Here is a 14,254-nt window from a genome sequence, read left to right on the forward strand (position 1 = left end):
GCCCGTCGCGACGCCCAAGACCGCGACAGCCAAGTCCGCGGCGTCCAGGACGATGCCCAAGACCACACCCGCCAAGCAGGGTGAGGCCTCGGCCGAGGAGATCCTGGACCCGCACTCGCTGGACCAGAGCCTCGCCGCGCACATCGCCGAGCACATCGCGGAGAGCCCTGGCGGGACCACGCTGCTGGAGCCCCACCTCGGGGAGCCGCTGCCGGTCGACCGGTTCGCGGACCGCGAGCTGAGCTGGCTCGCGTTCAACCGGCGCGTGCTGGAGCTCGCCGAGGACCCGCGCATCCCGCTGCTGGAGCGCGTGTGCTTCCTGGCCATCTTCGCGTCGAACCTGGACGAGTTCTTCATGGTCCGCGTGGCCGGACTGAAGCGGCGCATCGCCACGGGTATCGCGGTCACGAGCGCCTCGGGCCTCAGCCCGCGTCAGGCGCTGTCGCGCATCTCGGAGGAGGCGCACTCGCTCATGGAGCGGCACGCGCGGGTGTTCGAGGACGAGGTGCAGCCCGCTCTGGCCGGTGAGGGCATCACCCTGGTGCACTGGAACGAGCTCGACGCCAAGGAGCAGGAGCGCCTGCACAAGTTCTTCCGCAAGCAGATCTTCCCGGTGCTCACGCCGCTCGCGGTGGACCCGGCCCACCCGTTCCCGTACATCTCGGGCCTCTCGCTCAACCTCGCGGTGGTGGTCGCGAACCCGACGACGGGCAAGGAGCACTTCGCCCGCGTCAAGGTGCCCCCGCTGCTGCCGCGCTTCATCGCGGTGGACGCGTCGGGCAAGCCTCGCCGCCCCGGCACGAAGAAGGCCGACCCGCAGCGCGGGCCCCTGTCGTTCGTGCCGCTCGAGGAGGTCATCGCGCAGCACCTCGACTACCTGTTCCCCGGTATGGAGGTGCGGGAGAACCACACGTTCCGCGTCACGCGGAACGAGGACGTGGACGTCGAGGAGGACGACGCCGAGAACCTGCTCCAGGCGATGGAGAAGGAGCTGCTCCGGCGCCGGTTCGGACCGCCGGTGCGCCTGGAGATCGCGAAGGACATCAGCCCGCGCATCCGGGACCTGATCGTCCGGGAGCTGGGCGTGAAGGAGGAGGAGGTCTACGAGCTGCCTGCCCTGCTGGACCTCACGGGCCTCAACCTCATCGCCGACCTGGACCTGACGCCGCTCCACTACCCGCCGTTCGTGCCGTCCACGCACCGGCACCTCGCCGAGGTGGAGAGCGCCAAGCCGACCGACGTGTTCGCGGCGATCCGGCGCCGGGACATCCTGCTGCACCACCCGTACGACAGCTTCTCGACGAGCGTGCAGACGTTCCTCGAGCAGGCCGCCGCCGACCCGCACGTGCTGGCGATCAAGCAGACGCTGTACCGGACCTCGGGCGACTCCCCCATCGTGGACGCGCTGATCGACGCGGCGGAGGCAGGCAAGCAGGTGCTCGCCCTGGTCGAGATCAAGGCGCGGTTCGACGAGGAGGCCAACATCTCCTGGGCGCGCAAGCTCGAGGAGGCGGGCGTGCACGTGGTGTACGGGATCGTGGGCCTCAAGACGCACTGCAAGCTGTCGCTGGTGGTGCGCCAGGAGCCCGACGGCTCGCTCCTGCGCTACTGCCACGTCGGGACGGGCAACTACCACCCCAAGACCGCGCGTCTCTACACGGACCACGGTCTGCTGACCTGCGACTCGGATGTCGGTCAGGACCTGACCCGCCTGTTCAACCAGCTCTCCGGGTACGCACCGAAGTCGACGTTCCACCGGCTGCTCGTGGCGCCCCGCGCCGTCCGCTCCGGCCTGGTGGAACGCATCGAGCGGGAGGCGAACGCCGCGCGCGCGGGCCACGAGGCGTGGGTCAAGATGAAGATCAACTCGGTCGTCGACGAGACCGTGATCGACGCCCTGTACCGCGCCTCCCAGGCCGGCGTGCGGATCGACCTCGTGGTGCGCGGTATCTGCGCCATCCGGGTGGGGGTTCCCGGGCTGAGCGAGAACATCCGGGTGCGGTCCATCCTCGGACGCTTCCTGGAGCACTCCCGCCTGTTCGCGTTCGCCAACTCGGTGGGCCCGGCTCTCGCCGAGGGACCCGCCTCGGGACCGGAGGTCTTCATCGGCTCGGCGGACCTGATGCACCGTAACCTCGACCGCCGGGTCGAGACGCTGATCCGGATCTCGGACCCGAACCACGTCGGCGAGATCCTCGGCCTGCTGGACGAGTCCATGGCCGACTCGACGGCCTCGTGGCACCTCCTGCCGGACGGCAGCTGGGAACGTCCTTCTGCCGGCCCCGACGGCAACGGTCTCCGCGACCTGCAGGCGGTGCTGATCCAGCGCCAGCGACGCCGGCTCGAGCCTGCCCGGTGACCGGCCGCCGGACGGTGGTGGGGACGGGGCCGACGGCGTCGGCCTCCCCTGCCACCGGTCTGCACACCCCTGTCGTCATGACCGCGGGTGGGGTCGTGTGGCGCCGTCGTGGTGGCGGGCTCCAGGTGCAGCTGGTCCACCGCCCCCGGTACGACGACTGGTCGTGGCCCAAGGGCAAGCTCGAGACGGGGGAATCGTTCCAGGGTGCGGCGATCCGCGAGGTCGGCGAGGAGACTGGCAAGGAGATCGTGCTCGGCAGGCCGTTGCCCGGCCTGCAGTACCTCACCCCAGACGGGCGCGTGAAGCGCGTGCACTACTGGGCGTCCCGCCGCGCCCGCAAAGGGCACGACTCCGCGGCCCTCACCGCACGGGTGCCCGTCGCGCCGGTCGACCGGACCGAGGTCGACCGGACCGAGTGGATCGACGTGGCGGAGGCGGAGCGACGTCTCACCCGGCCGTCGGACCGCGGCCCTCTGAACGCCCTGGTGGCCGCGGAGGCCGAGGGGATGCTCGACACTCGTGCGCTCGTCATCGCGCGGCACGGCCGGGCGGTACCGCGCACGGCGTGGCACGGCTCCGAGCGGGACCGTCCCCTCACGCCGCTCGGGCACGGGCAGGCGGCGGCGCTCGTCCCGGTGCTGGCGGCCTACGGCGTCGAGCACGTGATCAGCTCCCGGTGGGAACGGTGTGCCACCACCATCGACCCCTACGTGCGGGCCTCCGGGCTGCGGCCGAGCTACAGCGAGTACCTCACCGAGGCACAGCACGAGCGGTCGCCGTCGCGCGTCGCCGCGACGGTGCGCGACCTGCTGGAGGAGACCACCGAGTCGTCGGTGATCTGCACCCACCGTCCCGTCCTGCCCACGGTGCTCGACGTGCTGGGCCAGCACGCGTCGGGGGCGGTGGCCGACGCCCTGCCCACGATCGACCCGTTCCTCGAGCCGGGTGAGGTTCTGGTGGCCCACGTCGCTGACACCGCCGCAGGACCGCGGGTGGTGGCGACCGAAAAGGTCGACCCGCCGGTCTGGTGACCGACGGTGGTGGACACACGCCCGACTTCGGCGCACTATCGGTCACCATGAGCAGCGACCAAGGACCACCACGACGGCCGCGACGGCCGGCCATGCTGGACCCCCGGGACGCCGAGGCGCTCCCCGGCGAGGTCGACCCCGCCCTGCGTGACGAGGTCGCGCACGCGACGGCACGCGCCCTCGTCGACCGGGCGCGCACCACCGAGGACCCGACGGTCGTGGAACGACTCATCCACCTGGTGGAGAACGAGGGACTCGACACCGTGGCCGGCCTCTGGGCGGACGCCGCCCCCGTCTCCCTGCCCGGCGCGCTCTGGCGGCTGTACGTGCTGCGCGAGTGGGTCCGCCGCGACATGCCGACCGTCATGCTCAGGTATCGACTCGGTGTGGAGGCCGCCCCCGTCCAGGAGGCCGTCGCCGGCGTCCCGAGCCCTCCGGAGCCCGGTGATCTGCAGATCCTGGCCGACGCCGTGCTGTCCGGCGTCTTCACCGGCGACCTCGCCGTCGCCCTCGAACGCGCGGGCGCGTTCTGCCGCATCCTGTCGACCGGCGCGGCGTTCGACGCGGACTCCCGCGAGGTCGCCGACCCCACGGGCGCTACCCGGATGACCCGCAGCGCCAGCTCGCTCCTGCGCACCGCGGAAGAGCTGGAACACGCCGGTGGCCTGTGGCGAACCGGTTCCCTCGAATAGGCGGGAGACCCCGTCGGGCGAGCAGCGCACACGAACGGTGTGACGTCCTACCCCCTTGGCAGATCCGCACACGCCATTAGGATGGTGCAGGCGACGCCGGGCTGCGGTAGCCCCGGGCTCCACCTCAAGCCGCTACGAGCGGCCCCGCGCCGAGAGGCGCTCCCGGTTCGGCGTCGCTCTCACCTCTCCCTCCTGACCGGCGCGAGCCGGGCGAGGAGCTCTGCCCGCAGACCTGTGCCGTTTGTCACGGGTTACCAAAGTGCGACCTTGCAAATTGGCGATAGTCGGCAACAGCTCTACGCTGAGCCTGTTCCAGAGCCCTTAGAACGGGAGCCCTCGTGCGCCTTACTCCGCGCGACACCACGTACTTCGATCTACTCGCCGCCCTGGCCCAGCACCTCGTCAGGGGCTCGTCCCTGTTAGCGGAGCTGCTCGGCGCGGACAAGGCAGGTCGGGAGAAGCTCGCCGAAGAGATGCACGAGGTCGAACACCTGGCGGACGACGCCACACACTCGATCATGCGGCGCCTCAACCAGACCTTCGTCACGCCGTTCGACCGCGAGGACATCTCCGGCCTGGCCTCGGCGCTGGACGACTGCATGGACGAGATGGACGAGGCTGCCGACCTCATCGTCCTGTACAAGGTCGGCGGTCTGCCGGACCGCGTCTCCGAGCAGGTCCAGGTCCTGCAGCGGTGCGCGGAGCTGACCGCCGAGGCCATGCCGCGCCTGCGCTCGATGGACAAGCTGGCCGACTACTGGGTCGAGGTGAACCGCCTCGAGAACCAGGCGGACAAGCTGCACCGCAAGCTCATCGCACAGCTCTTCGACGACCTGGCGGGCGACCCGGTCCAGCTCATGAAGCTGAAGGAGATCGTCGACGTCCTCGAGAACGCGGCCGACAGCTTCGAGAAGGTCGCGAACATGGTCGAGACCATCGCGCTCAAGGAGTCCTGAGTTGGAGCTCGCCCTTGTTGTCCTCGTGGTGGCGCTCGCACTGACCTTCGACTTCACCAACGGGTTTCACGACGCCGCCAACGCGATCGCGACGTCGGTGTCGACCCGGGCGCTGACCCCGCGTGTCGCGCTCGTCATGGCGGCCGCCATGAACTTCGCCGGCGCCCTCCTCGGCACGGAGGTCGCGGAGACCATCGCGACGTCGATCGTCGACCTGGGCGGCGCCAGCACGTACGGCGAGCTCACCGTCGTCCTGTGCGCGCTGCTCGGCGCGATCGTCTGGAACCTGATCACCTGGTGGTTCGGCCTGCCGTCGTCGTCGACGCACGCCCTCATCGGCGGGCTGGTCGGCGCGGGGATCGCGGGCGGCATGGGCGTCTACTGGTCCGCGATCGTGGACAAGGTGGTGCTGCCCATGATCATCTCGCCGCTGGTGGGCTTCGGCCTCGCCTTCGCCGTCATGGTCGGCGTCATGTGGATCTTCCGCTACGCGGCACCAGCCAGGACGAACCGGCGCTTCCGGATCGCGCAGACGGCGTCGGCGGCCGCGATGGCGCTGGGCCACGGTCTCCAGGACGCACAGAAGACGATGGGCGTCATCTACCTGGCGCTGCTGACGGTGGGGTGGGCCAACGCGGACGAGGGCATCCCGCTCTGGGTCAAGCTGTCCGCGGCGGCAGCCATCTCCGCGGGCACCTACTCGGGCGGCTGGCGCATCATGCGCACGCTCGGCCGCAAGATCATCGAGCTCGACCCCGCCCGCGGGTTCGTCGCCGAGTCGGTCTCGGCCCTCGTGCTGTACGTCAACGCGTTCGCGCTGCACGCCCCGGTCTCCACGACGCACACGATCACGTCGGCCATCATGGGCGTCGGAGCCACCCGCAGGCTGTCCGCCGTGCGCTGGGGCGTCGCCAAGAACATCGCCGTCGCCTGGGTTCTCACCATCCCGGCGGCCGCCCTCGTCGCCGCGCTCGCGACATGGGCGCTGCACCCCCTCCTCGCGTGACCCGAACCGCCTGGACCAGGGCGAACCAGACCGGGACTCCGTCCGGCCGCCGACGGCTCGGCGCGCGACTCGCGCCGGACGCTGCTTAGCATCGGTCGTATGAGCACCGCCCCATCGGCGCCGGTCGGCGCGAGATCAGCCCACCGCAAGGCGACGGCCCTCGCGTTCGCCGCCGCGGTGGGCGGCTTCCTGTTCGGGTTCGACAGCTCCGTGATCAACGGTGCCGTCAACGCCATCGAGGGCCAGTTCGCCCTCGACCCCTCGGTCACCGGGATCGTGGTCGCCATCGCGCTGCTCGGCTGCGCGCTCGGCGCGTGGTCCGGCGGGCGGCTGGCCGACCGCTGGGGCCGCACACGCGTCATGGTGCTCGGCGCGATCCTGTTCTTCGTGTCGTCGATCCTGTCGGCCATCGCGTTCTCCGCCCTCGACCTCGCCCTGTGGCGCTTCATGGCCGGCCTCGGCATCGGAATCGCGTCCGTCATCGCACCGGCCTACATCGCGGAGATCGCGCCGGCCGCGATGCGGGGCCGGCTCGGTTCGCTGCAGCAGCTCGCCATCACCGTCGGCATCTTCGCCGCGCTGCTCTCCGACCAGATCCTCGCCGAGTCGGCCGGCGGGGCCGCCAACGTGCTCTGGCTCGGGTGGGAGGCGTGGCGCTGGATGTTCCTGGTGGCGGTCGTCCCGGCCGCGGTCTACGGCATCCTCGCCCTGCGTATCCCGGAGTCGCCCCGCTACCTCGCCGCCAACGGACGCGACGACGACGCGCGCGCCGTCCTGGCCAGCGTGCTCGGACCCGACGAGGACGTCGACGACCGGCTCGTCCAGATCCACCGCAGCATCGCGATCGACGAGGCGAACGCCGCCCAGGGCTCCCTCCGCGGCAGCTCGCTGGGCCTCAAGCCGATCGTCTGGGTGGGCATCCTGCTGTCCGTCTTCCAGCAGTTCGTCGGCATCAACGTGATCTTCTACTACTCGACCACGCTCTGGCAGGCCGTCGGGTTCGACGAGAGCCAGGCGTTCCTGGTCTCCACCATCACCGCGGTCACGAACGTGGCGGTCACGTTCATCGCCATCGCCCTCATCGACAAGGTCGGCCGCCGCCCGCTGCTGCTCATCGGCTCCGCCGGCATGACGGTGTCCCTCGGCCTGATGGCCGTCGCCTTCACGCAGGCCACCGGCTCCGGCAGCGACATCTCGCTCAGCGGTCCCTGGGGCGTGATCGCACTGATCTGCGCCAACGCGTTCGTCGTCTTCTTCGGCGCGTCGTGGGGCCCGCTCGTGTGGGTGCTGCTCGGCGAGATGTTCCCCAACCGCATCCGGGCGGCAGCCCTCGGGGTCGCCGCGGCGATGCAGTGGATCGCCAACTTCGCCATCACCATGACGTTCCCGCCGATGCTGTCCGCCTTCGGCGCCAGTGTGCCCTACCTCATGTACGCGGGCTTCGCGGCCCTGAGCTTCTTCTTCGTGCTGACCAAGGTGCCGGAGACCAAGGGCATGGAGCTCGAGGACATGACCGAGGCGAGCCGCACCAAGGCCTGACCGGCCTCCTCACCCGCACGGACGGCGTCGCCCCACCGGGGCGGCGCCGTCTTTCCGTGCCCGCACACGGTGCCGCACAGGTCACACGGTGTCGCACAGGTCACACGGCCGATCTCGAACCGGCTCCGGCAAAACACTTGCATCCGGCAACCATCGCGATACAGTTGCCCTAAGCAATCAACCGCGCCGAGCGTCTGCGAGGCACCATGACTTCCCCCGTGCGCCGGGCACCGTCCGGCACAGAACCCCCGGCCGTCGCCCTGGTCTCCGCGCTCCAGAGCCTCTCGCGCGCCCAGCGCGAGGCGGCGGCGCACATCGCCCACGAGCTCGACTGGCCGCGGTCCGGCGTGGCCGTGCTGCACCTGCTCACCAAGTGCGGCCCGGCCTCCCTGACCGACGTCGCGGCACACCTGCGCGTCGACCTCTCCGTCGCGAGCCGCCAGGTGAGCACACTCGCCGACGCCGGCTACGTCGTCCGCACCGTCGACGCCGAGGACCGCCGGGTCCGCACGGTGGAGCTGACCGAGTCGGGCCGTGCGCTGGCGGCAGAGGCCTCCGCCGCCTACACGAACCTGATCGACCGGGCGTTCGCCGCCTGGTCGCCCGAGGACCTCACCGACGCGATGCGCACGCTCGACCGCCTCGTCGACACCATCAGTGCGGACACCGCACTCCGGAGATCACCCCAGACCCAGCAGGAGCCCGCATGACCAGCCCCACCACCCAGCCGCTCGTGGCGGAACCGGAACACCTCCAGGGCGAGCCGCCCGCCATGTCCCACCGCGAGGTGCTCAGGGCGCTGTCCGGGATCCTCCTCGGCATGTTCGTCTCCGTCCTGGCGATGTCGGTCGTTTCGTCGTCGCTGCCGAAGATCATCACCGACCTCGGGGGCGGCCAGTCCGCCTTCACGTGGGTCGTGACGGCCACCCTGCTGACGTCGACGATCTCCACCCCGATCTGGGGCAAGCTCGCCGACCTCACCAACCGCAAGACGCTGATCCAGATCGCCCTGATCATCTCGGTGCTGTCCGCCGCGGCTGCCGGGTTCGCCCAGGACGCCGGGCAGCTCATCACCTTCCGTGCCTTCCAGGGCATCGGGGCCGGCGGCCTGCAGTCCCTGTCCGCGATCCTGATCGCCGACATCATCAGCCCCCGCCAGCGCGGCCGGTACATGGGCCTCATGGGCTCGATCATGGGTATCGGCATGGTCGGCGGCCCGGTCCTCGGCGGGTTCCTCACCGACGCCATCAACTGGCGCTGGAACTTCTTCGTGGGCCTGCCGTTCGCCGTCGCCTCGATCATCGTGCTGCAGATGACGCTCCGGCTCCCCAAGCGCCCGCGCGGCGCCGAGAGGATCGACATCGCCGGTGCCACGCTGATCTCCGTGGGGATCGCGGCCCTGCTGCTGTGGATCACGTTCGCCGGGACGGAGTTCGACTGGCTCTCCTGGCAGACGGCGGTCCTGGCCGGCGGCGCCCTGGTGGTCCTCGCGGTCGCCGTGTTCGTCGAGCTGCGGGTCAGGACCCCGCTCATCCCGATGTACCTGTTCAAGAACCGCACCCTGGTGCTGGCCGTCGTCGGCTCGGTGGCGGTGGGCGTCGCGATGTTCGGCTCGTCGGTGTTCCTCAGCCAGTACATGCAGCTCTCACGGGGCAAGACGCCCACGGAGTCCGGCCTGTACACGATCCCGATGGTCGTCGGGCTGTTCCTGTCGTCCACGATCGGTGGGCAGCTCATCTCCAGGACAGGCCGCTACAAGCCCTACATGGTCGGCGGTGCCATCTCGCTGACGGCCGGCCTGCTGCTCCTGTCGACGCTCGACTACCGCACCTCGTTCGTGCTGGTGTCGGTCTACCTGTTCATCCTGGGCGCCGGAGTGGGCCTCCTGATGCAGAACATGGTGCTGGCGACCCAGAACACCCTGCACATCAAGGACTCGGGCAGCGGCACGTCCACGGTGACCTTCTTCCGGTCGCTCGGCGGCGCGATCGGCGTCTCCGCGCTGGGCGCGATCCTCGGGCACAGCGTGCAGGGCAGTCTGAAGGAGGGCGTCACCGAGATCGCCCCGCAGCTGGCGAAGCAAGGGATCGACCCGACCGCGCTGCAGTCGGGAGGCGGAGCGCTACCGGACCTGTCGGTGCTCCCGCCCATCCTCGTCGAGGTGATCGAGAAGTCGTACGCGAACGGCATCGCGGACATCTTCCTCGCCGCCGTCCCGCTGGCCGTGGTCGCGCTCATCTGCGTGTCCCTCATCAAGGAGGTCCCGCTGGACCACCGGTCGGGCATCGACCAGCTCAAGGAGCTGGACACCGCCGGCGCCTGAGGACACCGGCAAGGCAGGGCGAACGGGGGATTTCAGGCTACTGGGCTGTGTTCAGAGCCTTTGACCCGTCATCATGGGCCCATGCTCCCGAGTAGAGGCAGATCCAGCACGGACACGTCCGACGTCCAGGCCTCCGGCGACGACGCCGGGGGCGAGGTCGCCGGCGACGACGGGGCCGGCAGGGGCCCGTACGAGGGGCTGGAACGTGAGATCCGGCTGCTCATCCGCCGTGCGCAGTCGTCGGGCGCGTCGATCGCCCGCCGCGTGCACCCGGAGCTCGATGCCAGCGCCTACCCGATCCTCGCGCACATCGCCGAGCGGCCCGGTGCGCGCGGCTCGGACCTCGCCACCTTCTTCGGCGTCGGACGCGCCACCGTGTCCCGACAGCTCAGTCGCCTGGCCGAGCTCGGCCTGGTCGAGCGCACGGTCGACCCGGAGGACAGCCGCGGCCAGCGCATCACCCTGACGCCCGACGGCGCCGCCCGGTTCGACCAGGCGCGCACCAGCCGGGTCGCCATGCTGGAGGGAGCGCTCGCCACCTGGGACCCGGACGACGTGGCCCAGCTGGCCAGCCTCCTGGGCCGCTACTCGGCGGACATCGTGGCGTGGAAGCAGAGCGGTCGCTGAACCGCTCCGTCCGACGTCACCTCGCCTCGGACGTCAGCTCTCCTCGAACGTGAGGCTCACCGAGTTCATGCAGAACCGGTCGCCGGTCGGCGTCTGCGGCGCGTCGTCGAAGACGTGTCCCAGGTGGGAGCCGCAGGCGGCGCAGCGCACCTCGGTGCGCACCATGCCGAGCGAACGGTCCTCGATCAGCTCGACGGAGTCACCCGCGAGCGGGCTGTAGAACGACGGCCAGCCGCAGTGCGAGTCGAACTTGGTGTCCGACCGGAACAGCTCGGCGGAACACGCGCGACAGCGGTAGACGCCCGACCGCTTCTCGTCGAGCAGCTCGCCGGTCCACGCCCGCTCCGTCCCCGCCTGCCGCAGCACGGCATACTCCTGGGCCGAGAGCTGCTCACGCCACTCCTGGTCGGACTTCGAGACCTTGTACGTCATGTGTCGACACCTCCGCGCATTCCAACCGTCCACCGGCTCCCGCTGTTCCCGCCGGGCGAGCTCGCGCCGCCCCGGGGACGGGTCAGGCCCACAGGTCACTCACGACCTGTGGGCCTGACTCCTTGTTCTACCGCTGGCTCGCGGCGTTCTGCCGTCAGCTCGCGGCCGAGGCGCTCTGGTTGCCCGCTCCGCGGCCACGGCCGCCACGCCGACGACGGCGGGGCGCTCCGGCGCCGTCCGGCCGCGGGAAGTGGTCAGCGGCGCGCCCGCCGCCCGACGACGGGCGTGCGCCCCCGCGCTGCCCCGACGCCTGGCCGGTGCCCTGAGCGCGCGGCTGGCTCTGCCGGCCGCCGCCCTGGCTCGCCTGGCCGGTGCCCTGACCGCCGGAGCGCGAGCGTCCGTTCTGCTTCCTGGGCTGACCCTGGCGGCCCTGCGGCTGCGGGGCCGGGGGCACGTACTCCACGTACGGGGCGACCTCGCCGACCAGGCCGGTCACGGTCGCGTCGCCGGGGCGGACGTCCTGGGGGCGAGCGGTGATCTTCGCCTTGCGGGTCAGGTCACGCACGTCCCCCCGCTCCTCGGGCAGCATGATGGTCACGACGTCGCCGCCGGAACCCGCTCGCGCCGTCCGGCCGGAGCGGTGGAGGTACGCCTTGTGCTCGGCGGGCGGGTCAACGTGCACCACGAGCTCGATGTCGTCCACGTGGATGCCGCGGGCGGCGATGTCCGTCGCCACCAGCACCCGGACGGCACCCGACGAGAACGCCGCGAGGTTGCGCTCGCGTGCCCCCTGCCCGAGGTTGCCGTGCAGGTCGACGGCGGGCACGCCCGCGGCCGTGAGCTGCTTGGCGAGCTTCTTGGCCTGGTGCTTGGTCCGCATGAACAGCACGCGCCGGCCGGTGCCCTGCGCGAGCTGGTGCACCACGTTCTTCTTCGCGTCCTTGTCGCTCACCGCGAGAATGTGGTGGGTCATCTGCGGCGGCGGCGCGGCGGCGTCGTCCACCGAGTGGGTGACCGGCTGGTGCAGGTAGCGCTTGACGAGCACGTCCACGCCGTTGTCCAGCGTCGCCGAGAACAGCAGGCGCTGGGTCCGGGAGCCCGTGCGGTCGAGGATGCGCTTCACGCCGGGCAGGAACCCCAGGTCGGCCATGTGGTCGGCCTCGTCGAGCACGGTGATCTCGACGTCGTCGAGCGTGAGGTGACGCTGGCCCAGCAGGTCCTCGAGCCGGCCGGGGCAGGCGATGACGATGTCGACGCCGGCATTGAGCGCGGTGACCTGGCGCGACTGCGCCACGCCGCCGAAGATCGTGGTGGTCTTCAGACCAAGGGCCTGGGCGAGCGGGGCGATCGAGTCGTCGATCTGGTTCGCGAGCTCACGCGTGGGGGCAAGGATCAGCGCGCGGGGGCGGCCCGCCGCACGACGCGGCTGCCCTGCCGCGGTGGCGCGGGCGCCGGACGTCGCGAGGCGGGTCACGACGGGCAGCGCGAAAGCAAGGGTCTTGCCGGAGCCGGTGCGCCCGCGGCCGAGCACGTCGCGCCCGGCGAGGGAGTCCGGCAGAGACGCCGTCTGGATGGGAAACGGCGAGGTGATGCCACGGTCTGTCAGGACGCGCACGACGGGCGCGGGCAGACCGAGGTCAGCAAAGGTAGTCAAGGATGGGCCTCTCGGGCTCGGTGGCGGCGCGCATCGCGCCGGTGGTCCGCCGTGCTCACACCGGCGGCTGGGGTGCTAAACCCGGGCCGGGGCCACGACGTCGGGCAGCAGAAACCGCCCACGACCGCACAGTCTCTCACGTCCGCGGGGCAGTGGCTGCGGCGCACGTCACGTTCGGTGTGGTTCTATGTGGCGCATGATTCCCGCAGCGACCAGCTCCGCCGGACCGTTCGCCGCCATCGGTGACGTGCTCGGCACCATCTGGACCAACGCGGTCACCCCGGTCGAGGCGCCGCCCCAGCCCATGGTGCTCGGCCTGTGCGCCGTCGCGCTGATCGTCGTGCTGTTCCGGCCCCTGTGGCACGTGACGCGGCACGTCATCACCATCGCCCACGAGGCGTCGCACGGCCTCGGCGCACTGCTCACCGGCCGCAAGCTCGAGGGCATCCGCCTGCACTCCGACACCTCCGGCCTCACCGTGTCGCGCGGCAAGCCGCGCGGTCCGGGCATGGTCATCACGGCGTTCGCCGGGTACGTGGGCCCTGGCCTCATCGGTCTCGGCGCCGCGTGGCTCCTGAAGCTCGGGTATGCCGTCGGACTGCTGTGGCTGCTCGTCCTGCTCCTCGCCCTGCTGCTCCTGCAGATCCGCAACTGGTTCGGGCTGTGGTCGATCCTCGTCAGCGGTACCGCGCTCGTGTTCGTGACCTGGTTCCTCGAACCCACCGTGCAGAGCGCCGTCGCCTACGCCGTGACGTGGTTCCTCCTGCTCGGTGCCGTGCGCCCCGTGTTCGAGCTGCAGGTACAACGCTCCCGTGGCCGCGCCCGGACGTCCGACGCCGACATGCTCGCCCGGCTGACCGGCGTCGCGGGCCTGTTCTGGGTGGCGATGTTCCTCGTCGTCACGCTGGGCGCCCTGGTGCTCGGCGGGTCGTGGATCCTCGGCGTCGCGCTGTAGACCGCACCACGACGACGAGCCCCCGTGCCGCTGCCAGTCAGGCAGCGGCACGGGGGCTCGTCGACTATGCGGCGCCGCCTCAGCAGGCGCCGGAGGTCACGCCGTCGGCGTGAGCACGAAACCTGGGCCCTCGGCACCGGGGTCGGTGTCAAGAGTCAGCGTCTCCAGAGCAGGGGCAGCCTGCGCCTCGACGAACACGTTGGTAGCGCCCGAGGCGTCGACGACCTGGTCGTCGGGCTGCGGGGCCGGAACCAGCGCGAGCTCGAAGTTGCCGGGCTGGCCGGACGCCTGCGCGATGCGCAGCCCGCCCTCGACCGGCACGCCAGCCTGCTGGGCAAGGTCCTGGACGGCCGTACGGGCATTGTCGGTCACGGTGAGCACGTTGAGCTCCTCACATTGGTTCTCCGCGGTCTCGTCCACCGAACCAAGCCCACCACCACACCGCAAGCGTGAGACGCATTTAGCCCGATACCTCCCGATGGGTGAGACAGCGCATGACAGGCGTCCACGGAGGCCGTACGGTGCCCCGCTGGGCGAGCGCGACGGCGCCGGCGGAGCTGACCGGTAGGCTTTCTTCTCGCGCCGCCCGGACTCCGGGCACGCGGGCCTCTAGCTCAACTGGCAGAGCAGCGGACTTTTAATCCGCGGGTTCCGGGTTCGATCCCCGGGGGGCCCACCTT

13 protein-coding genes and 1 tRNA gene are annotated in these 14,254 nt (G+C 70.9%); 11 read left to right on the forward strand and 3 right to left on the reverse strand.

Annotation, left to right across the window (positions count from 1 at the left end):
* Positions 1-52 precede the first annotated feature (52 nt).
* The 9 genes from ACYVK7_RS00575 to ACYVK7_RS00615 all read left to right on the forward strand — a co-directional run bounded on the left by ACYVK7_RS00575 (position 53) and on the right by ACYVK7_RS00615 (position 10,533).
* Positions 53-2,359 (forward strand): RNA degradosome polyphosphate kinase, encoded by a 2,307-nt coding sequence (locus ACYVK7_RS00575; protein ID WP_460885964.1) that lies wholly within the window; start codon positions 53-55, stop codon positions 2,357-2,359.
* Positions 2,356-3,390, forward strand: coding sequence for an NUDIX hydrolase (locus ACYVK7_RS00580; RefSeq protein ID WP_460885731.1), 1,035 nt, complete (start codon positions 2,356-2,358; stop codon positions 3,388-3,390). Before ACYVK7_RS00575 ends, ACYVK7_RS00580 begins: the two co-directional genes overlap by 4 nt.
* Positions 3,391-3,482: 92 nt before the next feature.
* Positions 3,483-4,082 carry a hypothetical protein gene (locus ACYVK7_RS00585; protein ID WP_357470117.1) on the forward strand — a complete coding sequence of 200 codons (600 nt, stop codon included), beginning with the start codon at positions 3,483-3,485 and terminating at the stop codon, positions 4,080-4,082.
* 338 nt (positions 4,083-4,420) lie between these two features.
* Complete coding sequence (locus ACYVK7_RS00590) at positions 4,421-5,038, forward strand: DUF47 domain-containing protein (RefSeq protein ID WP_460885732.1); 618 nt, start codon at positions 4,421-4,423, stop codon at positions 5,036-5,038.
* A 1-nt stretch (position 5,039) separates the two neighbouring features.
* A complete protein-coding gene (locus ACYVK7_RS00595; RefSeq protein ID WP_460885733.1) occupies positions 5,040-6,044 on the forward strand; it encodes an inorganic phosphate transporter in 1,005 nt (334 codons plus the stop codon).
* Between the two features lie 99 nt (positions 6,045-6,143).
* Entirely contained in the window at positions 6,144-7,583 is a 1,440-nt protein-coding gene (locus ACYVK7_RS00600) for a sugar porter family MFS transporter (protein ID WP_460885734.1), read from the forward strand.
* Between the two features lie 206 nt (positions 7,584-7,789).
* Positions 7,790-8,293 (forward strand): MarR family winged helix-turn-helix transcriptional regulator, encoded by a 504-nt coding sequence (locus tag ACYVK7_RS00605; RefSeq protein ID WP_460885735.1) that lies wholly within the window; start codon positions 7,790-7,792, stop codon positions 8,291-8,293.
* Positions 8,290-9,906, forward strand: a complete 1,617-nt coding sequence (locus ACYVK7_RS00610; protein ID WP_460885736.1) for an MDR family MFS transporter — start codon at positions 8,290-8,292, stop codon at positions 9,904-9,906. The genes ACYVK7_RS00605 and ACYVK7_RS00610 overlap by 4 nt, the downstream gene beginning before the upstream one ends.
* Before the next feature lie 81 nt (positions 9,907-9,987).
* The gene (locus ACYVK7_RS00615) at positions 9,988-10,533 is read left to right on the forward strand and encodes a MarR family winged helix-turn-helix transcriptional regulator (protein ID WP_460885737.1); all 546 of its coding nucleotides are present in this window, start codon (positions 9,988-9,990) and stop codon (positions 10,531-10,533) included.
* A 33-nt stretch (positions 10,534-10,566) separates the two neighbouring features.
* On the opposite strand, the gene msrB is transcribed toward ACYVK7_RS00615, so the two are convergent.
* Complete coding sequence (gene msrB, locus ACYVK7_RS00620; protein WP_460885738.1) at positions 10,567-10,965, reverse strand: peptide-methionine (R)-S-oxide reductase MsrB; 399 nt, start codon at positions 10,963-10,965, stop codon at positions 10,567-10,569.
* A 154-nt stretch (positions 10,966-11,119) separates the two neighbouring features.
* Positions 11,120-12,619, reverse strand: coding sequence for a DEAD/DEAH box helicase (locus ACYVK7_RS00625; RefSeq protein WP_460885739.1), 1,500 nt, complete (start codon positions 12,617-12,619; stop codon positions 11,120-11,122).
* 187 nt (positions 12,620-12,806) lie between these two features.
* On the opposite strand from ACYVK7_RS00625, the gene ACYVK7_RS00630 reads away from it, so the two are divergent.
* The gene (locus ACYVK7_RS00630) at positions 12,807-13,574 is read left to right on the forward strand and encodes a M50 family metallopeptidase (protein WP_460885740.1); all 768 of its coding nucleotides are present in this window, start codon (positions 12,807-12,809) and stop codon (positions 13,572-13,574) included.
* 96 nt (positions 13,575-13,670) lie between these two features.
* Here ACYVK7_RS00630 and ACYVK7_RS00635 read toward each other — a convergent pair whose 3' ends face one another.
* Positions 13,671-13,994: an iron-sulfur cluster biosynthesis family protein gene (locus ACYVK7_RS00635; RefSeq protein ID WP_460885741.1), complete on the reverse strand. Its 324-nt coding sequence runs from the start codon at positions 13,992-13,994 to the stop codon at positions 13,671-13,673.
* 183 nt (positions 13,995-14,177) lie between these two features.
* Here ACYVK7_RS00635 and ACYVK7_RS00640 point away from each other — a divergent pair.
* Positions 14,178-14,250 (forward strand) — tRNA-Lys (locus tag ACYVK7_RS00640).
* The last annotated feature ends 4 nt before the right edge of the window (positions 14,251-14,254 follow it).

The sequence above is a fragment of the Promicromonospora xylanilytica genome (genome assembly GCF_054782895.1).

Excerpts from the sequence above, each read along its gene's own strand:
- ACYVK7_RS00575 (WP_460885964.1), top strand. The coding sequence starts at position 53 with ATGCCCAAGACCACACCCGCCAAGCAGGGTGAGGCCTCGGCCGAGGAG.
- ACYVK7_RS00585 (WP_357470117.1), top strand. The coding sequence starts at position 3,483 with ATGCTGGACCCCCGGGACGCCGAGGCGCTCCCCGGCGAGGTCGACCCC.
- ACYVK7_RS00600 (WP_460885734.1), top strand. The coding sequence starts at position 6,144 with ATGAGCACCGCCCCATCGGCGCCGGTCGGCGCGAGATCAGCCCACCGC.
- ACYVK7_RS00605 (WP_460885735.1), top strand. The coding sequence starts at position 7,790 with ATGACTTCCCCCGTGCGCCGGGCACCGTCCGGCACAGAACCCCCGGCC.
- ACYVK7_RS00610 (WP_460885736.1), top strand. The coding sequence starts at position 8,290 with ATGACCAGCCCCACCACCCAGCCGCTCGTGGCGGAACCGGAACACCTC.
- ACYVK7_RS00615 (WP_460885737.1), top strand. The coding sequence starts at position 9,988 with ATGCTCCCGAGTAGAGGCAGATCCAGCACGGACACGTCCGACGTCCAG.
- msrB (WP_460885738.1), bottom strand. The coding sequence starts at position 10,965 with ATGACGTACAAGGTCTCGAAGTCCGACCAGGAGTGGCGTGAGCAGCTC.
- ACYVK7_RS00630 (WP_460885740.1), top strand. The coding sequence starts at position 12,807 with ATGTGGCGCATGATTCCCGCAGCGACCAGCTCCGCCGGACCGTTCGCC.